This window comes from Proteus sp. MB838 (assembly GCF_054767435.1).
Genome location: NZ_BAABMO010000011.1, coordinates 73,822 through 94,453, shown reverse-complemented (window position 1 = coordinate 94,453; position 20,632 = coordinate 73,822). Strand labels below are relative to the sequence as shown.

The 20,632-nt window shown below is 39.8% G+C and carries 19 protein-coding genes, 1 tRNA gene and 1 pseudogene; 8 read left to right on the top strand and 13 right to left on the bottom strand.

All coding sequences use genetic code 11. The features are described 5' to 3' along the window. Positions 1 to 7 precede the first annotated feature (7 nt). The 5 genes and pseudogenes from ACYUCW_RS07095 (at position 8) to ACYUCW_RS07075 (ending at position 3,046) form a co-directional block, all read left to right on the top strand. Entirely contained in the window at positions 8 to 340 is a 333-nt protein-coding gene (locus tag ACYUCW_RS07095; protein ID WP_223302940.1) for a hypothetical protein, read from the top strand. Between the two features lie 225 nt (positions 341 to 565). Further along, a pseudogene (locus tag ACYUCW_RS07090) lies at positions 566 to 1,305 on the top strand (winged helix-turn-helix domain-containing protein). Next, on the top strand, positions 1,278 to 1,760 hold the full coding sequence (locus tag ACYUCW_RS07085) for a hypothetical protein (protein WP_049213453.1): 483 nt from the start codon (positions 1,278 to 1,280) through the stop codon (positions 1,758 to 1,760). Before ACYUCW_RS07090 ends, ACYUCW_RS07085 begins: the two are co-directional and overlap by 28 nt. Positions 1,761 to 1,975: 215 nt before the next feature. Further along, positions 1,976 to 2,524, top strand: a complete 549-nt coding sequence (locus ACYUCW_RS07080; protein ID WP_017827172.1) for an Ail/Lom family outer membrane beta-barrel protein — start codon at positions 1,976 to 1,978, stop codon at positions 2,522 to 2,524. A 162-nt stretch (positions 2,525 to 2,686) separates the two neighbouring features. Then, positions 2,687 to 3,046 carry a DUF4156 domain-containing protein gene (locus ACYUCW_RS07075; protein WP_017827173.1) on the top strand — a complete coding sequence of 120 codons (360 nt, stop codon included), beginning with the start codon at positions 2,687 to 2,689 and terminating at the stop codon, positions 3,044 to 3,046. Between the two features lie 71 nt (positions 3,047 to 3,117). Here the strand turns inward: ACYUCW_RS07075 and ACYUCW_RS07070 are convergent. The 6 genes from ACYUCW_RS07070 to xerD form a co-directional block, all read right to left on the bottom strand. Continuing rightward, a tRNA-Gly gene (locus ACYUCW_RS07070) sits at positions 3,118 to 3,191 on the bottom strand. A gap of 164 nt (positions 3,192 to 3,355) precedes the next feature. Beyond that, the gene (lysS, locus tag ACYUCW_RS07065; protein ID WP_049213452.1) at positions 3,356 to 4,870 is read right to left on the bottom strand and encodes a lysine--tRNA ligase; all 1,515 of its coding nucleotides are present in this window, start codon (positions 4,868 to 4,870) and stop codon (positions 3,356 to 3,358) included. 8 nt (positions 4,871 to 4,878) lie between these two features. After that, a protein-coding gene (prfB, locus tag ACYUCW_RS07060; protein WP_096043105.1) for a peptide chain release factor 2 occupies positions 4,879 to 5,977 on the bottom strand; the annotation gives its coding sequence in 2 pieces (ribosomal slippage) (positions 4,879 to 5,901 and positions 5,903 to 5,977; 1,098 coding nt in all). 171 nt (positions 5,978 to 6,148) lie between these two features. Next, a complete protein-coding gene (gene recJ / locus ACYUCW_RS07055; RefSeq protein ID WP_049213450.1) occupies positions 6,149 to 7,882 on the bottom strand; it encodes a single-stranded-DNA-specific exonuclease RecJ in 1,734 nt (577 codons plus the stop codon). Positions 7,883 to 7,891: 9 nt separating this feature from the next. Further along, positions 7,892 to 8,599 (bottom strand): bifunctional protein-disulfide isomerase/oxidoreductase DsbC, encoded by a 708-nt coding sequence (gene dsbC, locus ACYUCW_RS07050; protein ID WP_004244030.1) that lies wholly within the window; start codon positions 8,597 to 8,599, stop codon positions 7,892 to 7,894. Between the two features lie 33 nt (positions 8,600 to 8,632). Next, the gene (xerD, locus tag ACYUCW_RS07045) at positions 8,633 to 9,574 is read right to left on the bottom strand and encodes a site-specific tyrosine recombinase XerD (RefSeq protein WP_049198773.1); all 942 of its coding nucleotides are present in this window, start codon (positions 9,572 to 9,574) and stop codon (positions 8,633 to 8,635) included. A gap of 107 nt (positions 9,575 to 9,681) precedes the next feature. Here xerD and fldB point away from each other — a divergent pair, with 107 nt between their 5' ends. Next, entirely contained in the window at positions 9,682 to 10,200 is a 519-nt protein-coding gene (gene fldB / locus ACYUCW_RS07040) for a flavodoxin FldB (RefSeq protein WP_004244033.1), read from the top strand. A 100-nt stretch (positions 10,201 to 10,300) separates the two neighbouring features. Here the strand turns inward: fldB and ACYUCW_RS07035 are convergent, their stop codons facing one another. Together ACYUCW_RS07035 and sdhE are read right to left on the bottom strand one after the other, a co-directional pair. Continuing rightward, positions 10,301 to 10,708 (bottom strand): protein YgfX, encoded by a 408-nt coding sequence (locus ACYUCW_RS07035; protein ID WP_004244035.1) that lies wholly within the window; start codon positions 10,706 to 10,708, stop codon positions 10,301 to 10,303. 307 nt (positions 10,709 to 11,015) lie between these two features. Beyond that, positions 11,016 to 11,291, bottom strand: coding sequence for an FAD assembly factor SdhE (gene sdhE, locus ACYUCW_RS07030; RefSeq protein ID WP_026090407.1), 276 nt, complete (start codon positions 11,289 to 11,291; stop codon positions 11,016 to 11,018). Positions 11,292 to 11,551: 260 nt separating this feature from the next. Here sdhE and ygfZ point away from each other — a divergent pair, with 260 nt between their 5' ends. Together ygfZ and ACYUCW_RS07020 are read left to right on the top strand one after the other, a co-directional pair. Then, a complete protein-coding gene (gene ygfZ / locus ACYUCW_RS07025) occupies positions 11,552 to 12,538 on the top strand; it encodes a tRNA-modifying protein YgfZ (protein WP_004248524.1) in 987 nt (328 codons plus the stop codon). 26 nt (positions 12,539 to 12,564) lie between these two features. Next, positions 12,565 to 13,167 (top strand): HD domain-containing protein, encoded by a 603-nt coding sequence (locus tag ACYUCW_RS07020; protein WP_004248526.1) that lies wholly within the window; start codon positions 12,565 to 12,567, stop codon positions 13,165 to 13,167. Between the two features lie 97 nt (positions 13,168 to 13,264). On the opposite strand, the gene gcvP is transcribed toward ACYUCW_RS07020, so the two are convergent. From gcvP to ubiH, 5 genes are all read right to left on the bottom strand, one after another. Next, positions 13,265 to 16,141 (bottom strand): aminomethyl-transferring glycine dehydrogenase, encoded by a 2,877-nt coding sequence (gene gcvP, locus ACYUCW_RS07015; protein WP_163748545.1) that lies wholly within the window; start codon positions 16,139 to 16,141, stop codon positions 13,265 to 13,267. A 108-nt stretch (positions 16,142 to 16,249) separates the two neighbouring features. After that, entirely contained in the window at positions 16,250 to 16,642 is a 393-nt protein-coding gene (gcvH, locus tag ACYUCW_RS07010; protein ID WP_004248528.1) for a glycine cleavage system protein GcvH, read from the bottom strand. Positions 16,643 to 16,674: 32 nt separating this feature from the next. Continuing rightward, a complete protein-coding gene (gcvT, locus tag ACYUCW_RS07005; protein WP_163748543.1) occupies positions 16,675 to 17,769 on the bottom strand; it encodes a glycine cleavage system aminomethyltransferase GcvT in 1,095 nt (364 codons plus the stop codon). 414 nt (positions 17,770 to 18,183) lie between these two features. Next, the gene (gene ubiI, locus ACYUCW_RS07000) at positions 18,184 to 19,419 is read right to left on the bottom strand and encodes an FAD-dependent 2-octaprenylphenol hydroxylase (RefSeq protein WP_004248529.1); all 1,236 of its coding nucleotides are present in this window, start codon (positions 19,417 to 19,419) and stop codon (positions 18,184 to 18,186) included. A 29-nt stretch (positions 19,420 to 19,448) separates the two neighbouring features. Beyond that, entirely contained in the window at positions 19,449 to 20,621 is a 1,173-nt protein-coding gene (gene ubiH / locus ACYUCW_RS06995; RefSeq protein ID WP_460408315.1) for a 2-octaprenyl-6-methoxyphenyl hydroxylase, read from the bottom strand. Positions 20,622 to 20,632: the final 11 nt, after the last annotated feature.

Sequence of the window (20,632 nt, the reverse complement as noted above, 5' to 3'; positions counted from 1 at the left end):
TCTTATAATGAAAGGGACATTGGTTCTTGATTTACAATCGAATCGAATCGCTATCCACTATACCGTTCAACATAACCAACAGGAGCAACAGCTATTTTTTCAAGATATCATTATCAGTCCTCTTAGCCGTACAGGAGTGCAAAATTATACTTTCGCCGTTAAGTCAGTGCATAAATTTGATTCAGATACTACAGGAGAAATGTTTGCTTGGTTACGCCTTTTACAACCAACAACCATTAACGAGCTGACGATAAATAAAATAGGTCAAAACACCTATCTTTTTTCACTTAATAGGCAGATATATAATTTCTGTACAACAGGAGGAAGAGAAAAATTGTAGTTTTTATAAAACGATATAAGGTGATTTTGATGGCAACCATATCCCCTTTGGAAGATTAATGAGATGCTAGGAGAATTATGATGCTCTTGTTTATTTTTCGCTTCAAATATGACTGATTAAAAATAATGATAGTTATATTGTGATCTTTTAATATAGCCATATTCAACACAGCGATTATTATGGCTGAGTCCGATGATGATATCTTAACAGAAGGCCGTATAAGTAATGAGTAATAAGTATTTAATTGATAATAAGGTCATTCTTGATATCGATAGAATGACACTATCACACGATCATGAAAGTATTAAAATTTCTGAATCTGAGTGTAATTTGTTATGTGCTTTTCATGAGGGACTCTTTAAAAAAGAGGATTTAATTGATTGGGTATGGGGACGTAAAGGTGTCATTGTTTCTAATGCCAGTTATTATAAATTACTTAATCAATTACGAGGTTCATTTGAAAAAATAGGTCTTTCGGCATCCGCTATTTTAACTCGCCCTAAAGTAGGTGTGACGCTTTCTGTCACTATTGAAAAACTTCCTGATGAAATTGAACCCCCTTATTCAACAGAAGCTCCGTTGAATGATACACATGAACCAATTATAGAACTACCTGTGGTAACAAAACTCATACCTCGGCGAGTTTCTCTGCGTAAAGAATGGTTTTTTTAGTTTGTGCTACCCTGTTCCTTGCGAGCTTACTATTTCTATTTAACAAGCAGAATACCGACTATTTTTCTCCACTTGGAACCTACAATGGTTATCAATTTTATGGTGTCACCAAAGATAATCGTACTTTAGAAAATGCCGTAGAAGCTTATACGGAACTCAGTAGCCAAGTGTATAAGCAAAATGGTAATTTTATTTATTATATTCGTGTTCCTAATACGAATATTTTTGTTCAGTGTCTTAATCAGCTGAATGTTGAGGAGCCCAAATGTATAACTATAAAAGAAATATACTGAGAGGAAGCACATTGCTTATTTTAGCGGTTGCTATTGTGTTACTGATTTTATTAATACAACGCCAACGCCAACCTAATCCTGATTCCTTTTTATGCACAGCCAAAACAGTAACGAATATTCAACCTAAGAATTTTAATGTAAGTGGTAGTATCGTTCTTGATTTTAAAAAGAAAAGGATCACTTTGCAGTATGACATCATCACAAATGAACAGGTGAAAAAAGTACTCTATCGAGATATCTACATTAATAACCTACATACTCCACAACCGGGTGTTTATACTTTCGATGTTGACTCAGTGAAAATTTTTGCCACTGATACAGCGGGCGATTTTTTATCTCATTTTAGGCTACTACACTCAGGTGCAGCGAATGAAATACGGATCACAAAAGTAGGGAATAATACTTATTTATATTCATTAAATAAGCAAATTTATAATGTTTGTACTGCACAATAGTTCTATTAATTATTTGAAAAATAAAGATTGATATACCACTTACAATCTTAATAACTGCATATTAAATTTTCTGAAAATGTTAGTAAAAAATCTGTAAGACTAATTTCATAACTTTCACTCACCATTTCTGGTTATATAGTTGGCGCAATTATGTCTTATTACGATTTGCCATAGATATAGATATAGTCATTTTTCTACTAACAAGGGGTTTTTAAATGCAGCGTATATTGTCGTTATTCATGCTGTCAGCACTATTATTCGCCACGCCATTTGCGTTTGCGACAAAAAATACCACGGTATCACTCGGCTATGCTCAAACCCATATGGGAGCATTAAAAAACTCTGCCAGTAACGACCTTCGGGGATTAAGTGTAAGGCTCCGTTATGAGTCTAGCGCAGTATCTAATGCCAATTGGGGATTATTGGCCTCTTATACAGTAACAACCCGCGATATAACCAACTATCGCTGGGAAGATGGAAAATTACATAAAGAGAATAATGATACCGTAAGATATGGATCCTTTATGATGGGTCCCACTTATCGTGTTAATAATTTTCTGAGCTTATATGGCAATATTGGTGGAGCGGCGATGAAAATAAAACATAAAGAGCGAGCTAGTGAATCAGAAACTTCATTTGCCTATGGTGCAGGTTTTATTATGGAGCCATTTACTAACCTTTCACTCGATTTTTCTTGGGAAGCAAGTAAGTTCGATTTTGCAAATACAAATACTTTTGGCATGGGTATTGGCTATCGTTTTTAAGCCCGATTATCTCGATAAATTGAGTCAACGATGATTATCACAATGATATTACTGGCTATACCCTATAAATAACGAGCTCTTTTATTAACACATTAACAATATATGAGTCTTTCAAATATAGAAAGGACTAGCCTTGTATTTTTTGATTTTCAGGAAAATCATATGAACAAGATCTTTATTTTTATTACCACATTACTATTAACCGCATGCAGTGCCAACTCACTTCACTCAGGTGCACAAATGGTACGTATTACACACAATGAGCCAAATGCATCTTGCCGATATTTAGGTGATGTCACAGGAAGTCAGGGAAACTTCTTCACTGGTGGCTGGACATCAAATAGCAACCTAGAAACAGGCGCCCGCAATGATCTAAAAAATAAAGCATGGAAAATGGGGGGAAATGTGGTTGTATTATTAACTCAACGGGCAGGACAAACGGGAAGCGCTTACCGTGGAAGTGGCTCAAGTCAACAAACCAACGTTACATTAAGTGGTGCTGTATATCACTGTCCACAATAATAGTCGTCTTATGTAGCTTTAGATACATGATCAAACTCATTAATCAGGATTGATAGAGTTGAGTAAATAGATGGAGCGGGCGAAGGGAATCGAACCCTCGTATAGAGCTTGGGAAGCTCTCGTTCTACCATTGAACTACGCCCGCAGTAGATTTTCTGATTATACTCCAGCAAATTTTAACGGCAATCCCCTGCCTATTTAAATGGTTATCAAATAGACAATATAGAGTGTAATCCCTTGAAATTTAGACATAAAAAAGCCATCTTGCGATGGCTTTTTTCATATGGCGTATTTATCGTGACTCAACAATTATTTTCCCGGACGCATCGCTGGGAATAAAATAACATCACGAATAGTATGACTATTGGTAAATAGCATTACCATACGGTCAATACCAATACCTAAACCTGCTGTAGGTGGTAACCCATGCTCTAATGCAGTGATATAGTCATGATCAAAGAACATGGCTTCATCGTCACCCGCTTCTTTTTGACGAACTTGCTCTTCAAAACGCTCCGCTTGATCTTGCGCATCATTAAGCTCAGAGAAACCATTACCGATTTCACGACCACCAATAAAGAACTCAAAGCGATCGGTAATAAATGGATTATCATCATTACGACGAGCCAGTGGTGAAACTTCTGCTGGATATTCAATGATAAAAGTTGGCTGGATCAAATGGCTTTCAGCTACTTCTTCAAAAATTTCACATTGAACACGGCCTAACCCCCAACTCTTTTCAATCTTAATACCAATAGATTGAGCAATAGCAACGGCTTTATCCATATCATCTAGATCAGCCATATTGGTTTCAGGACGATATTTGCAAATAGCTTCTTTCATGGTCAGTTTTTCAAACGGTTTACCGAAATCAAACTCTTCATCACCATATTTGACGATAGTCGAACCTAATACATCTTGAGTTAATGTACGGAATAACTCTTCAGTCAATTCGATAAGATCACGATAATCAGCATAAGCCATATAGAGTTCCATCATTGTGAACTCAGGGTTATGACGTGGTGATACACCTTCATTACGGAAGTTACGGTTGATTTCAAAAACGCGATCAAACCCACCAATAACTAAACGTTTTAAATATAATTCAGGTGCAATACGTAGATACATATCAATATCTAGCGCGTTATGGTGAGTGATAAACGGACGTGCACTTGCTCCACCTGGGATAGTTTGCATCATCGGTGTTTCTACTTCCATAAAGCCTTTATTCACCATAAATTGGCGAATAGCAGACATGATTTTCGAGCGGATCTTAAAAGTATTACGTGAATTTTCATTAGAGATCAGGTCTAAATAACGCTGACGATAACGTGTCTCTTGGTCAGCTAGACCGTGGAATTTATCAGGTAACGGACGTAGCGCTTTAGTCAGTAAACGTAACTCAGTACAATGAATACTCAGTTCGCCTGTTTTGGTTTTAAATACACGGCCACGGCCACCTAAAATATCACCGAGATCCCATTTTTTAAACTGCTCGTTATAAACGCCTTCAGGCAGATCATCACGAGAGACATAAAGCTGGATACGGCCACCCATGTCTTGCAATGTAGCGAAAGATGCTTTCCCCATAATACGGCGAGTCATCATACGACCTGCAATAGCAACTTCCACATTAGCAGCGTCTAACTCTTCTGCACTCATTGCATCATATTTTTGATGTAATTCGTCAGACATGGCATCTCTGCGGAAATCATTTGGGAATGCGTTACCATTATCACGTAAAGCTGATAATTTTTCGCGGCGAGTTTGCAGTTCGTTATTTAAATCAGGTGCCTGCTCCGCACCTTGTTGCTGTTGCGACATGTTTTTCCTCACAGGCCCGCTTTTAAGCTAGCTTCAATAAATTTATCGAGATCACCATCTAACACTGCTTGTGTATTACGCGTTTCCACACCAGTGCGTAAATCTTTAATTCGTGAATCATCTAGAACATAAGAGCGGATTTGGCTACCCCAGCCAATATCTGACTTATTATCTTCCATCACTTGCTTATCTGCATTTTTCTTTTGCATTTCCAGTTCATACAACTTCGCTTTCATCTGTTTCATTGCCTGATCTTTGTTCTTATGTTGAGAGCGATCATTTTGGCATTGTGTGACAAGCCCTGTAGGAACGTGGGTAATACGTACCGCAGATTCTGTTTTATTAACGTGCTGACCACCAGCGCCTGATGCGCGGTAAACGTCGATACGCAGATCGGCTGGGTTGATTTCAATATCAATATTGTCATCAACTTCAGGGTAAACAAAAGCAGAGCTAAATGAAGTATGGCGACGTCCACCTGAGTCAAATGGGCTTTTACGCACTAAACGGTGAACCCCAGTTTCTGTACGTAGCCAACCATAGGCATATTCTCCTATGATTTTGATTGTTGCTGATTTTAAACCTGCAACATCACCGTCAGACTCTTCAATAATTTCTGTTTTAAAGCCTCTAGATTCAGCCCAACGTAAGTACATACGCATTAGCATACTTGCCCAATCTTGTGCCTCTGTACCGCCAGAGCCTGCTTGTAAATCAAGATAGCAATCAGCACTGTCATATTCACCAGAGAACATACGACGGAACTCTAATTGCTCAAGCTTTTTGTTTAATCCTTCTAACTCAGCAACTGCTTCGTTAAATGTTTCTTCATCATCGGCTTCAACAGCAAGGTCAAGTAAACCAGAAACATCTTCTAGTCCTTGTTCGAGTTGGTCGATTGTTTCTACAATAGCTTCAAGAGATGAGCGTTCTTTTCCTAACGCCTGCGCCTTTTCAGGCTCATTCCACACGTCAGGTTGCTCTAATTCTGCGTTGACTTCTTCTAAACGCTCTTTCTTGGCATCATAGTCAAAGATACCCCCTGAGGACTTGAGTCCGCTCAGCGACTTCTTCTATTTGGTGTTTTACTGGATTGATTTCAAACATACTTTTTCGTCTTAACGTTGTTTTTAAAAACAATTGGAATAAATTTTGAACCGCATATTGTAACGGATCTCAGCGCGGGTTTATAGCATTTATATACAATTGTCTATCGGATTATTGTGCTCATAACAGCGCGCTGCTCAATACAACCATAAAATGACTTATCTATCGCGATTAACAAGGCCAAATATGCTCCACCAGCAGTTGTGCATTGCGCTGTCCTCTAAATTCATTGACGTCTAATCGGTAAGCAAGCTCAACCGTTTTAATACTGTTATCCGGCCATATATTAACATCAACATTAAATGCAATAGCATCAATCATTACATGGCTATTTATCGGTTGAAGCATCATTTTTAAATGTTTGCTTCCCACAATACGTTGCTGTAGTAAGGTGAATTTGCCATCGAAAAGTGGCTCAGGAAAGGCTTGCCCCCAAGGCCCTGCTTCTCTTAACATTTCCGCAATAGGTAAAGATAACTGACTGTCGCTTAACTCGCCGTCTGTTAAAATCACGCCTTGTAATTGTTCAGCAGAAACTAATTCCGCCATAAGTGCCGAAAAGTGACGCTGAAAAAGTGGAAATTTATCTTCTTCCAGAGATAGTCCGGCCGCCATCGCATGGCCACCAAACTTCACCATTAATCCCGGATTTAACGTATTCAAACGTTCTAATGCATCTCGCAAGTGTACACCATGAATAGAGCGTCCGGAGCCTTTTAGTAAACCATCACCGCTTGGGGCAAAAGCAATCACTGGGCGATGTAGTTTTTCTTTAATTCGTGAAGCGAGAATGCCAACCACACCTTGATGCCACTGAGGATGATAAATAGCTAATCCATTCGGTAAGTCATCTTGTGTGGTGATAAATTGGCGAAAAATTGTCGATGCTTCTTCTTGCATTCCCGCTTCTATTTCACGACGAGTCTGATTTAATCCATCCAGTTCATTGGCAATTTCACGGGCGACACCAATATCATTAGTTAGCAGTAAAGCAACGCCAACAGACATATCATCAAGACGCCCAGCCGCATTAAGTCTTGGCCCTAATGCAAAACCTAAGTCACTGCTGACTAATTGTGACAACGTTTTACGTGAAACTTCCGTCAAGGCTTTGATCCCTGCACAGCAACGTCCTGCACGAATACGGCGTAATCCCTCATAAACAAAAATACGGTTATTTTCATCAAGAGGAACCACATCAGCAACCGTGCCTAATGCGACTAAATCAAGGTAATCGGCCATATTGGGGCGAGCTAATCCCTGTGCTGTAAACCAACCTTGTTTTTCTAATTCAGCTCTTAATGCGGTCATTAAATAGAAAGTGACACCGACACCCGCTAATGATTTCGACAAAAAGGCACAATCCGCTAAATTAGGATTGATAATTGCATCAGCTTGAGGAAGGGAGTGACCCGGCAAATGGTGATCAGTAACCAATACACGGATACCATATTCATGAGCAACATCAACACCTTCAAAAGAGGAGATCCCATTATCAACCGTAATAATCAGATCTACGCCTTTCTTTGCCACATCATGAACCACTTGAGGGCTAAGTCCATAACCATCATCAAAACGATTAGGAATATGGTAACTTACTTGCTGAAATCCCATTTGCCGTAACGCTTTAATAGCAAGAGCTGTACTGGTTGCCCCGTCGGCATCAAAATCCCCTACAATAACGATCCGCGATTGCAGCTTTAATGCCTCAACTAATAAAGAGATAGCAACATCAATACCGTTTAAATCTTGATAATGCAATAAGCCCTTTAACGAGCGCTCGAGCTGAGTTTCAGAGGTAATACCTCGATTGGCATAAATTTGCCGTAATAAGGGATCGAGGCTTTCTGGCAATGCTGTTGCTTCCGCCACACGCCGACGTAATGTCGGTTCAATAGTAACCATAAAACGCTATCACTTCTCTTTTTTATTTAATAATTCAAGTAGATTAGTCGCCGATATATATCCGCCATAAATACTCGCATCAGGTAATACAATCGCAGGCGTACCTTGAATGCCCATCATAGTGCCAAGTTTAAAGTGCTCATTGATATTAATTTTTTTACAGTCATCAATCGCAATAATTTTGTCACCTTTAAACGCACTATCGAGTGATTTTTTAGGAAAACCGCTACACCATACGGCATTCATCTGTTGACTGACCACATTATTTTTCACCCCGTTACGAGGAAAAGCCAAATAACGTACCGTGACACCTTGCTTATTTAGCTCTGGTACTTCTTGATGCAATTTTTGGCAATAAGGGCAACTAATATCGGTAAAAACCGTGATCACATATTTTTCATTAGCAGCCTTATAAACAATCATTTCATTTTTCAGTGAATCAATTTTTTTCATGATCACTTGATTAGCGATACTGACAGGCTCCTCACCATTAATATTATAAATCGGCCCTGCTGTAAGGTATTTCCCATCATCAGTAATATAAAAAATGCCTTTATCAGAAAGCACTGCATTTAAACCCACTATCGGTGTCGGTTGAATGCTCTCTGCTTTTATCTGCATTTTTGCCAGTTGCGCTTTAATAGCAGCGTTATCTGCAAACACTGGCATTGACACCATACTGAATAAAATGGGTAACCAGAGTAATTTCTTTTTCATTTGAATTCCTATTTAACACCAGCCATTCGGCGGTTATCCCCTTGGGTGATGTTGCTGATGAAGCACTTTTAAGCGCTCTGTAGCAACATGGGTATAAATCTGTGTTGTAGAGAGGTCACTGTGCCCCAATAACATCTGTACAACACGCAAGTCTGCTCCATGATTTAATAGATGTGTTGCAAAGGCGTGGCGTAACACATGGGGTGATAATTTCTCTGAATCAATTCCGGCGATCACCGCGTAATGTTTTATACGATGCCAAAATGTTTGTCGCGTCATTTTTTGGCCTCTTAAGCTTGGAAACACAATATCATCGGTTTTCCCTTGCATAAGGGCTGGTCTACCATATTGCAGATATTGTTCTAACCAGTAAATAGCTTCTTCACCTAAAGGAACTAATCGTTCTTTATCGCCCTTACCTATCACACGTAACACCCCTTGCCGTAAGCTAATATCAGATAAAGACAATCCTACTAGCTCAGAAACCCGTAATCCACAGGCATAAAGAACCTCAAGCATCGCTTTGTCACGTAATTCTATTGGCTCATCAATACAAGGAGCACTAAGTAAATTTTCTACTTGCTGTTCACTTAAGTCTTTGGGTAAACGTTTGGGTAATTTAGGTGTAGAAAGCAAAGCGCTGGGATCATCTTGGCGTAATTTCTCACGATAAAGATATTGGAAAAACCGACGTAAGGTACTTAACAGTCGTGCCGCACTGGTTGCTTTATAGCCCTCATCCAAACGAGTGGCAAGAAAAGCGTGTAAATCTAACGTCGTCACCGATAACCAATTGAGTTTTTGTGTGACCAGCCACTGGCTTAACGCCTGCAAATCTAAACGATAAGCGCTGAGTGTATTCGCAGATAACCCTTGCTCTAGCCAAATACTATCGAGAAATTGTTCTATGATAACGTCATTATCTTCATGGTTATTATCTGTTGTCGTTTGTGTCGATAACTTGGTCTGGGTCACGGGTTTACTCTCTCTTCTTTACGTTGTTACTTGTACATTATGCCTCATAGAAAAAGTTTTCTGGTACAATAGTGACCTTTATTAGCAAAAATATCCTAAAAATCTTTATGAAAATTGGTCTATTTTACGGTTCCAGCACCTGTTATACCGAAATGGCGGCAGAGAAAATTCGTGACATTCTCGGTGAAGAGTTTATTGATCTTCATAATGTTCAAGAGTGCGATATTACTCTGATGCAAGAGTATGACATTCTTATTTTAGGTATTCCAACCTGGGACTTTGGTGAGATCCAAGAAGATTGGCTCGCAATTTGGGAAACGCTACCAACATTAGATCTCAAAGATAAACTCGTTGCTATGTATGGAATGGGGGATCAAATTGATTATGGTGAATGGTTTTTAGATGCATTAGGTATGCTCTACCACCATTTACTGCCAAGTGGTGTTAAATTTATCGGTTTTTGGCCTATTGAAGGGTATGAATTTACCAGTCCTAAACCACTTACTGATGATGGTAAACATTTTGTCGGGCTCGCATTAGATGAGGTGAATCAATTTGAAGAAAGTGATGAACGTTTATCACAGTGGTGTATGCAAATTTTACGAGAAATAGAAGAAAACTTGTAAATCGCAATCAATCTATTGCTTCAGGTTATCTACCGCAAGGTAACACTTTTAACCTTAGTCAATCAGTAAGCATTCTAACGGTTTATATACATACCCAGAATTAAATATCTGGGTATTGCATCAGCAGTTGTGAAAAATTTCGCCACTCATTTTCCGGCATACTATCAAAAGCAACCCATAGCGTGATTTGCTTATTATTTAAGATAGAATCTAACGTTATTTTTGCACCAAATCGGCTGATCCACGGTTGTTTTGCAATCTGCCATTCATGATATTTCCATTGAATACGATTGCCATTAAGCAGCACTAAATCCCCTTTCCTTTTATTGATATTTTTTTGGCTAAAATACCAACCTAATATAAGTAAAAGTAACAAAGGAACCCAGATATAAATAAAGCCAGGTGGCCAAGGATATAACAGCAATGCTATTTCAAAAATAACGTAAACACTAGTTGAAAATAACTGTGTAAACCAAGAAACTGTTAAATGTGATTTCCATAAAGTCACGAGTGATATTAGCTCCTGCTTTAATATCTTATTATTACAACAAGATATCGTCGTCGTTTTTTAATAGCATAACTGATTTTTGTAAAAAAAGGAGAATATAAAAAATAAAATGACGATCCTCTATTTTTTCTTTGAAATGCCACGCAAAATTATTGTCACTAAGATTTAATATTACCTCATTAAAATTTTCTATTCTTCGTTTTTTACTTACTAAAACGCCCTTATTCATTTAATGAATAAGGGCGTGATACTTAGTACTTCAGGCTTTATTTAATGCACTTGGTTTTATATTCTATTTTTATTAGTGCTAATACTTATTAACAATTTCAGCCATACGAATTCTATTACGCTCTTGAATTAACTTTACCATGTAATAAAGATCTTCATCATCAGGGCGGCCGTGGTTCATCAACCAATTAAATAAATCAGGATCAGCACATTCAAGTAAACGAACAAAGAGCCTTTTGTCGTCATCAGAGAGTGTGTCGTACTCGTTTTCGAAAAAAGGCATGATAGAAATATCTAGTTCACGCATTCCACGGCGACATGCCCAATTTATTCGTGCTTTATTTTCTATATCGATAGTCATATTCTGCTCTTTAATATGTTCACTTCAAGAAATACCACTATTTCTTCCTGCCTTGATGATAGTCTTATCGCACTCTTTTTAACATCAAAATGATCACAATTTGTCGCTTTCGTCCAATAGCAACGCTTTGAAGCATCAATAAATTGTTATGCACAAAATTCTTTCTGTGCGCTGAAAATAATAATGACTTGCATTGTCTTGTGACTCTTTTACCATAAACAGTGTATCGGATTAACTACATAGCGGGTGATGTCATGACTCAAAATTCTACTCAGACAAAACGCCCTCATGCCGCAATCAATTTACCACTCACCTTGATCTCTTTAGATGATTGGTCATTGATAACTGCAACAGGGGCTGATAGTGAAAAATACTTACAAGGCCAACTAACAGCGGATATTGCCGCATTACCGACTACAGAGCACACTTTAGCCGCTCATTGTGAAGCTAAAGGGAAAATGTGGAGTACATTGCGCATTTTCCATCAACAAGCAGGATTTGCTTATATATTGCGGAAAAATGTTGCTGAAAAACAACTTACTGAGCTTAAAAAATACGCCGTATTTTCAAAAGTGACTTTTACTGAAAATACAGATGCGGTGTTATTAGGACTTGCGGGGCAAGGCGCGGCACAAGCCTTAGCGGAATTCTTCCCTGAGATCCCCCGTAAAGCCAATGAAGTGGTTAATCACCAAAATAGCTACTTACTGCAACTCCCGTTACCTACAGAGCGCTTTTTAATTGTTACAGATGAAGAGACTGCCAAAAAACTAGCCACGACATTGCCCGCAGAAACCAGTGATAGTGACCAGTGGTTAGCCCTTGATATCGAGGCGGGTTATCCCATTATTGATACCCCTAATATCGAACAATTCTTACCACAAGCGACTAACTTACAAGCATTACCATTAAGTATTTGCTTTAAAAAAGGTTGCTATACAGGTCAAGAAATGGTGTCTCGTGCCAAATTCAGAGGCGCAAATAAACGTGCTATGTATCTGTTATCAGGTGGCGCAGCACAATTGCCGGACATTGGCGGTAGCGTTGAGTGGCAATTAGGTGAAGATAAATGGCGCAAAACGGGCACGGTATTAAGTGCGGTTCGTATGGCCGATAACACGATTATCGCCGAAGTGGTGATGAATAATGATATGGATGCTGACAGCGTATTTCGTGTCCAAGGTGATACCACCAGCCGCTTAACGATTAAACCTTTGCCTTACTCTTTAGAAGATGAGTGATAGCACTTCCATATGAACGGATTTTTATGACACAACAAACTAATGGGGCTTTTGGCCCCTTTTCAGATACCATCAATTTTATTATTGAACTCGATAAACTCAAACGCGTTTACCGCAAAAATAATGTATTAGACAATAGCCGTGCTGAAAATACCGCTGAGCATAGTTGGCACTTTGCTGTTGCAGCAATGAGTTTTCAACCTTATGCCGGTGATATTGATATAGGTAGAGCGATCCAGCTAGCTTTAGTGCATGATATTGTCGAAATCGATGCTGGCGATGTGATGGTTTATGATGTTGCTGCTCGTGAAGCGATTAAAGAGCAAGAGCAAAAAGCAGCCAGACGTATTTTTTCGTTGTTACCTGCACCACAAAGTGAATATTTTCTTAATCTCTGGCTTGAATATGATGCAGCACAAACCCCTGAGTCACAATTTGCCAATATTTTAGATCGCGCAATGCCAATGTTAATGAATCTACATAACGAAGGGCAAAGCTGGGTTGAAAATAATATCCGTTTAGAACAAGTGATTGCACGAAATCTATTTATCGAAAAACAGTGGCCAGAATTTTGGCAATACCTCTATCCTCAATTACTAGAGGCTCAGAAAAAAGGCTGGTTAAAATAATTTTTTGCTGTTCATTTGATGATGACCAAAAAAATACCGAAGGTAGATTTTGAATTTACCCTCGGTATTTTATTTAGTAATAGCGCTAAATTAACCTTTATTCATAATCACTTATTGGCGCACAAGAACAATGCAAATGACGATCACCATAAACATCATCAAGGCGTTTTACTGCCGGCCAATATTTATTGCGTTTCGTTGCTTCACTTGGGAATACCGCACATTCACGGCTATAGCTATGTGACCATTCTTGCACTAATTCATACTGTGTATGTGGTGCATTCACTAGCGGATTATCATCAATCGGCCATACCCCGTCATCGACTTGTGCAATTTCAGCACGAATCGAGAGTAACGCATCAATAAAGCGGTCAATTTCAACTTTGCTTTCAGATTCGGTTGGCTCAATCATTAATGTCCCCGCAACAGGGAATGACATGGTTGGCGCATGGAAGCCGTAATCAATTAGACGCTTCGCCACATCCATTTCACTGATACCATAGTTAGCTTTGAGTGGACGAATATCAATAATACATTCATGGGCAACATAACCTTCCGCCCCAGAATAGAGGATGTCATAGTCATCTTTTAAGCGTTGAGCAATATAGTTAGCATTTAAAATCGCTACTTGGCTCGCTTGTTTAAGCCCTTCTGAGCCCATCATACGGATGTACATCCAGCTAATAGGTAATATTGAGGCACTACCAAACTGTGCTGCTGACACGGCACCTTGGGTCGTAACACCGTCCATTTCCACGACACTATGTCCAGGTACAAATGGCGCTAAATGTGCTTTTACGCCAATAGGTCCCATACCTGGGCCACCACCGCCATGGGGGATACAGAAAGTTTTATGTAAGTTTAAGTGTGATACATCAGAGCCGATAAAGCCTGGCGTCGTGATCCCCACTTGCGCATTCATATTGGCGCCATCAAGATAAACCTGTCCGCCATATTGATGAATGATCTCACAAACTTCACGTATACCCTCTTCATAAACACCGTGGGTTGAAGGATAAGTCACCATCACACAAGAAAGCTCAGCTTGGTGCTTCTCTGCTTTCGCTTTTAAGTCTGCAATGTCGATATTACCATTTTCATCACATCCCACGACAACCACCGTCATACCCGCCATATGGGCTGATGCAGGGTTTGTACCATGGGCTGAGCTTGGAATTAAACAGATATGGCGATTTCCTTCTCCTCGGCTTTGATGGTAACGACGAATAGCTAACAAGCCAGCATACTCCCCTTGCGCCCCTGAGTTAGGTTGCATACACATCGCATCATAACCCGTTATGGCAGCCAACCAATTAGATAGCTGCTCAATCATTATCTGGTAGCCTTGCGCTTGATAAGGTGGGCAGAATGGGTGCATTTCGGTAAATTCAGGCCATGTGATCGGCAGCATTTCAGCCGCAGCATTAAGCTTCATAGTACATGAGCCTAACGGGATCATTGCTTGGTTAAGCGCTAAATCTTTATTTTCTAAACGATGCATATAGCGCATCATTTCAGTTTCACTGTGATAAAGATGGAAGTTTTCATGGGTTAACACCGCATCTTTACGCAACATTGCCGTTGGAATTGAGGTCGATGAAGAAGCTACCAGTGCATCTAATGTATCAATGTCATCAGAGAAAGCTTTACCACTGATAATCTCAATCAATCTGACAACATCTTCGCGAGTCGTCACTTCACTTAAAGTGACACCTACTGCACCAACAATATCGGTTCGTAAGTTAATTTCAGCATCTTTAGCACGTTGTAATACACCCGATTTATCCGCTGTTTCAACGGTTAAAGTATCAAACCATGTCTGATGGCGTAATGTCATGCCATTTTGAATTAAACCCGCGGCTAAAATATCCGTTAAGCGATGAATACGCTGAGCAATATTTTTTAGACCTTCAGGCCCATGATATACCGCATACATGGCAGCAATATTGGCCAGTAATACCTGTGAAGTACAAATATTCGAGTTAGCTTTTTCACGGCGAATATGCTGTTCACGAGTTTGCATTGCCATACGTAACGCTCTGTTACCTGCAGCATCACGCGAGACACCGATAATACGTCCTGGCATGGCTCGTTTATATTCATCTCGACAGGCAAAGAAAGCAGCATGTGGACCACCATATCCCATTGGCACCCCAAAGCGTTGGGCTGAGCCTAATACAATATCCGCTCCTTGTTGCCCTGGAGCCGTTAATAACACCAGTGCCATTAGATCAGCCGCTACACTGGTAATAATTTTTCGCGTTTTTAGTTCACTAATGAGCTGACTATAATCATGAATTTCACCGGTTGTGCCGACTTGCTGTAATAGCACACCAAAGACACCTTCTAGCTCTAACACTTTTTCAGCTTTATCGACAATCACTTCAAAACCAAAGGTGTTAGCTCGGGTTTTTACTACGTCTAGTGTTTGGGGATGAATATCATCAGCGACAAAAAAACGCTCCGCATTTTTTAGTTTACTAACACGTTTTGCCATTGCCATAGCTTCAGCGGCAGCAGTGGCTTCATCTAATAGCGAAGCAGAGGCTAAATCCATGCCAGTATAATCAATGGTTACTTGTTGAAAGTTAAGTAATGATTCAAGACGCCCTTGAGAAACTTCTGGCTGATAAGGAGTATAAGCAGTATACCAACCTGGATTTTCTAGCAAATTACGTAAAATAACAGGAGGCAATACAGAAGGCGCATATCCCATACCGATATAAGAGGTAAAACGTTTATTTTTACGGGCTATCGCTTTTAGTTCTGCTAATGCTTCTTGTTCAGTAGCCCCCCCTCCGACATTAGGCGGCGTTGCTAATTGGATATTATCGGGAACAATCTTTTGTGTTAATTCATTTAATGAGGAGATGCCAACAACATCAAGCATCTCTTTAATCTGTTCTGGCGATGAGCCAATATGGCGACGAATAAATTCATCACGATATTCTAATTGAGTTAAAGTTTGTGTCATTGCGGGTAATTCCTGAATTCACAATAAATGGATAAGCTGTTCTTACTGATTTGAAAATAGGCTGATAAATAAAAACGCCCCGACTTTTTAATGACGAGGCGTTTATTTTTACTCTTCGTTTTCAACTAACTCTTGGTAGCCAGCCGCATCAAGGAGATCGTTTAATTCGCTTTCATCTTTTGCTTTTATGCGAAATAACCATCCATCCCCATAAGGATCACTATTAACCAGCTCTGGTGAACCATCCAACTCCTCATTTACTGCAATAATTTCGCCAGATAATGGGGCATAAATATCTGATGCAGCTTTTACTGATTCAGCCACAGCACAATCATCCCCAAGATCAACTTCACTGCCTACATCAGGAAGATCAACAAACACCATATCACCTAACAACTCTTGAGCATGTTCAGTGATGCCGATAGTGTATTCGCCATTGCCTTCAGAACGGATCCACTCATGAGATTGCGCATATTTTAATTCACTAGGTATTTGACTCATTGACCGTACTCTCCATTTAAAATAATAATGCTTTATACCAATGCTTTACCTGAACGAACAAAACCAGGTTTTACCACCTCTACCGGTATTTCACGATTACGCAATAAAACAATTGCGCTATCTTTAATACCTGCGGGTACTCTGGCTAATGCAATACTAAAGCCCAATGTCGGTGAAAATGTGCCACTAGTAATAACGCCTTCTCTTAATTCACCTAAATCATCGGTAAAGTGCACGGCACTACCTGCACGTAACACCCCTTTTTCTCGCATCACCAGACCAACCAGTTTATCTGTGCCTGTTGCGCGTAATTTTTCTAATGCTTCTCTACCAATAAATTGACGATCTTCGGGTAACCAGGCAATCGTCCATCCCATATTAGCCTCAAGAGGATTAATAGTTTCATCCATCTCTTGACCATAAAGATCCATACCCGCTTCTAAACGTAAAGTGTCTCGAGCACCTAACCCCGCGGGCTTAACCCCCACTGCTAATAACTTTTGCCAATAATCAACAGCTTGCTCTTTTGGCATGGCGATTTCATAACCTGCTTCACCGGTATAACCTGTCGTCGCGACGAAGAGATCATCAAGTTGTACGCCATAGAAAGGCTTCATCGCTGCCACTATTTGGCGATGCGATTCACTAAATAAACGCTGTACTTTTTCTTGTGCGTGAGGGCCTTGTACTGCAATTAATGCTAAATCATCACGTACTTGAATATCGACGACATAATCTTTGGCATGCTCAGTGATCCACGCTAAATCTTTTTCGCGGGTTGCGGAGTTAACCACCAGACGATAGAAAGTCTCATCAAAGTAGTAAACAATCAGATCGTCAATCACACCACCAGACGCATTTAGCATACCAGTATAAAGTGCTTTGCCTTTTTCGGTGAGTTTAGCGACATCATTCGCTAATAGATAACGTAGAAAGTCTTTAACTTGCGGGCCATGTAAATCAACAATCGTCATGTGAGATACATCAAACATACCTGCATCTTGACGCACATTATGGTGTTCATCAATTTGAGAGCCATAATGCAGTGGCATCATCCAACCATGAAAATCAACCATACGAGCACCACAGGCGACGTGCTCATCATATAACGGAGTCTGTTTTGCCATTCTTCCCTCTTTCTATTTTTAGTTTAGATGATCCAGAGAACGCAATTTGTTAAATATAAAATTAAACTTGATTAAAAATCAGCGTGTTAATTACAAGCTTAAGTTTATTTTTAAACATTATTTTAACAAATATGAGCAATTAACGTACAACGCAAACGATACCTTTACTTTGAACTTATCACTAAGAGAAAAAATAAACCATAAGTTAAAATAGGGTATTACCTCTACCAATCATAATGTAGAGAAATAAGTATGCAGAATGAATGATTGTAATTATGCGTATCAGCCCTCATTTTTAGTGAATAATGACTAAAAAAAGGGGAGCAATACAAAGAATAGACTGAAAAAATAGCTATTTTTAGTGTTATTTTTCCAGTCTGTTATAAAGAAAAGTAATGTGAAATGGCTGTTGAATTAGATTTTTTCAGCTGAAACAGAATTTTTATGCTTTAGCCATTCTGGTAAATCAGAAAGTCCCATCGCCTGTTCAAGTAACTTTGGTTTTACTCCTGGTAAACTATCTGCTAACGAAAGACCGATATCACGCACCCACTTTTTAATAGGGTTATTACCTTCAAATAATTCGCGGAACCCTTGCATAGTCGCTAACATGACCGCAGCGGCATGTTTACGGCGGCGCTCAAAACGTCTTAAATAGAGATACTCACCAAAATCTTTACCTTCTGCTTTTAAACGACGGATTTCACCAATTAATTCAGCAACATCCATAAAGCCAAGGTTAACCCCTTGTCCAGCTAAAGGGTGGATGGTATGCGCGGCATCACCTAATAACGCTAACCGTGGAGCGGCAAATTGACGTGCATAGCGACCCGTTAATGGAATTGTCATACGTTCACTGACTAATTCACACTGGCCTAAGCACATATCAAAAGTAACACCTAGCGTACGTTCAAATCGCGTTTTATCTGCACTCTTATAATCTTCAGCCAATGAGCTAGGTAGCGACCACACAATAGAACAAGTATGAGGATCTGCAAGAGGTAAAAAGGCTAAAATCCCCTCACCATGAAACACTTGGCGCGCCACATTATCGTGGGGCTGTTCTGTGCGTATGGTTGCGACTAAAGCGTGATGTTCATAATCCCAAAAAGTCAGTGGAATATCAGCATTTTTACGCAACCAAGAATTCGCACCATCGGCGCCAACAACCAGCCTAGCGGTTAACATTTCGCCGTCATTTAAACTGATAAAGGCTTCATTTTCTCCCCACACAATGCGTTCAATTTGAGCAGGGGAATAACAGGTAATATCACTATGACTGGTGACCTTTTGCCACAGCACTTCACGAATAAGATGATTTTCAATAATAGTGCCAAGATGAGATAACCCTTCTTGTTGCGCTGAAAACGCAATACGTCCAAAACTATCTTGATCCCATACTTCCATACCTTGATAAGGAGCTGTACGTAATGCCGTTAAGTTTTCCCATACCCCCAATTTCTTGAGTAATAACTCACTGGCAGTATTAATCGCAGATACCCGTAATGCAAAATCATCTTGCGGATGGAAATGCGTGGTGACTGGGTGATTTTCTATTATCGCTATACGTAATCCACAGCCATGTAATCCGCAGGCTAATGCAAGCCCGACCATTCCACCACCAGCAATAACAACATCAAATGATTTCATAATAAAAGTATCCTAAAAAGCAATTATGCTCAGTTTGTCCAACCTAATGTTTGGTGTGCTAATTTGTTACGAAGTGCAGGCACTAATTCCATCGTCATTAAGCCTAGATTACGGGAGATAATTAACGGCATACAACGATTCGCAAACACTTTCACTAAGCCATCAGTGATCGTGATAGTACTTTCTCTATCCTGTTCGCGAAGCTGTTGATATTGTGATAATACGCGATAACTGCCGATATCAAGACCTGATTGTATGGCCGAGGTTAATGTATTGGCTAATGTCATTACATCGCGTAAACCAAGATTAAAACCTTGCCCTGCAATAGGGTGCAAGGTTTGAGATGCATTACCTATCAATGCTAAACGATGGCTGATCATTTGCTGTGCTTTTTGCAAAACTAATGGATAGCAATGACGCTGTCCTACTTGTTCAATCTTACCCAAACGCCAGCCAAAATCCCGTTGTAACTGTGCAATGGTTGTTTGATCATCCCATTGTGAAACTTGCTCTAATTTTTCAATAGGATGGCACCACACCAATGAACTACGCCCTTCGCTCATGGGTAACATTGCTAATGGACCAAATTGTGTAAATCGCTCAAATGCACAACCTTTGGGATCAATCTCTGTTTTTACATTGGCGATCACCGCAACTTGATGATAAGGCGTTTTCTGCCATTGAATATGACATTGATGACCAATGGGTGAATGTGTACCATCTGCGGCAACCAGTAAATCACCGCTAAGTTGCGTACCATCATCAAGTGTCACTTCAACGTTATCGAGATGGCGCTGAACATGCTCCACTTTAGCGGGACAATATAGCGTAATATTGGGTTGTTTTTTCAACTGTGCAAACAGTTGACGCCCCGCATCATGTAATTCAATAACATAACCGAGTGCGTCAATATCGTAGTCCTGTGCATTTATGTTCACAAAACCGCAATGGCCTCTATCAGAAACATGAACGTGATTAATAGGTGTCACAAAGGGTTTTAAGACCGACCATAATCCGATTTGTGCTAATCGCTTTGCTGTGCCATGCGCTAAAGCGATCGCTCTAGCATCGAATCCGGGATGCCCATTATCTGGCTCTCGCGCTTCAATAAGCGAAATGGAAATATTCCCCTTATTTAATGCAGAAAGTGCTAGTGCTAACGTTGCACCCACCATTCCGCCACCCACAATAATCACATTCATGCTGATTTTAG

What these genes read in the sequence shown, in the direction of transcription:
- gcvH (WP_004248528.1), bottom strand. Translation starts at nt 16,642, where the DNA reads ATGAGTCAAATACCTAGTGAATTAAAATATGCGCAATCTCATGAGTGG.
- ygfZ (WP_004248524.1), top strand. Translation starts at nt 11,552, where the DNA reads ATGACTCAAAATTCTACTCAGACAAAACGCCCTCATGCCGCAATCAAT.
- fldB (WP_004244033.1), top strand. Translation starts at nt 9,682, where the DNA reads ATGAAAATTGGTCTATTTTACGGTTCCAGCACCTGTTATACCGAAATG.
- ubiH (WP_460408315.1), bottom strand. Translation starts at nt 20,621, where the DNA reads ATGAATGTGATTATTGTGGGTGGCGGAATGGTGGGTGCAACGTTAGCA.
- ACYUCW_RS07075 (WP_017827173.1), top strand. Translation starts at nt 2,687, where the DNA reads ATGAACAAGATCTTTATTTTTATTACCACATTACTATTAACCGCATGC.
- ACYUCW_RS07020 (WP_004248526.1), top strand. Translation starts at nt 12,565, where the DNA reads ATGACACAACAAACTAATGGGGCTTTTGGCCCCTTTTCAGATACCATC.
- dsbC (WP_004244030.1), bottom strand. Translation starts at nt 8,599, where the DNA reads ATGAAAAAGAAATTACTCTGGTTACCCATTTTATTCAGTATGGTGTCA.
- ACYUCW_RS07095 (WP_223302940.1), top strand. Translation starts at nt 8, where the DNA reads ATGAAAGGGACATTGGTTCTTGATTTACAATCGAATCGAATCGCTATC.
- lysS (WP_049213452.1), bottom strand. Translation starts at nt 4,870, where the DNA reads ATGTCGCAACAGCAACAAGGTGCGGAGCAGGCACCTGATTTAAATAAC.
- gcvT (WP_163748543.1), bottom strand. Translation starts at nt 17,769, where the DNA reads ATGGCAAAACAGACTCCGTTATATGATGAGCACGTCGCCTGTGGTGCT.
- ubiI (WP_004248529.1), bottom strand. Translation starts at nt 19,419, where the DNA reads ATGAAATCATTTGATGTTGTTATTGCTGGTGGTGGAATGGTCGGGCTT.
- gcvP (WP_163748545.1), bottom strand. Translation starts at nt 16,141, where the DNA reads ATGACACAAACTTTAACTCAATTAGAATATCGTGATGAATTTATTCGT.
- ACYUCW_RS07080 (WP_017827172.1), top strand. Translation starts at nt 1,976, where the DNA reads ATGCAGCGTATATTGTCGTTATTCATGCTGTCAGCACTATTATTCGCC.
- ACYUCW_RS07085 (WP_049213453.1), top strand. Translation starts at nt 1,278, where the DNA reads ATGTATAACTATAAAAGAAATATACTGAGAGGAAGCACATTGCTTATT.
- recJ (WP_049213450.1), bottom strand. Translation starts at nt 7,882, where the DNA reads ATGGTTACTATTGAACCGACATTACGTCGGCGTGTGGCGGAAGCAACA.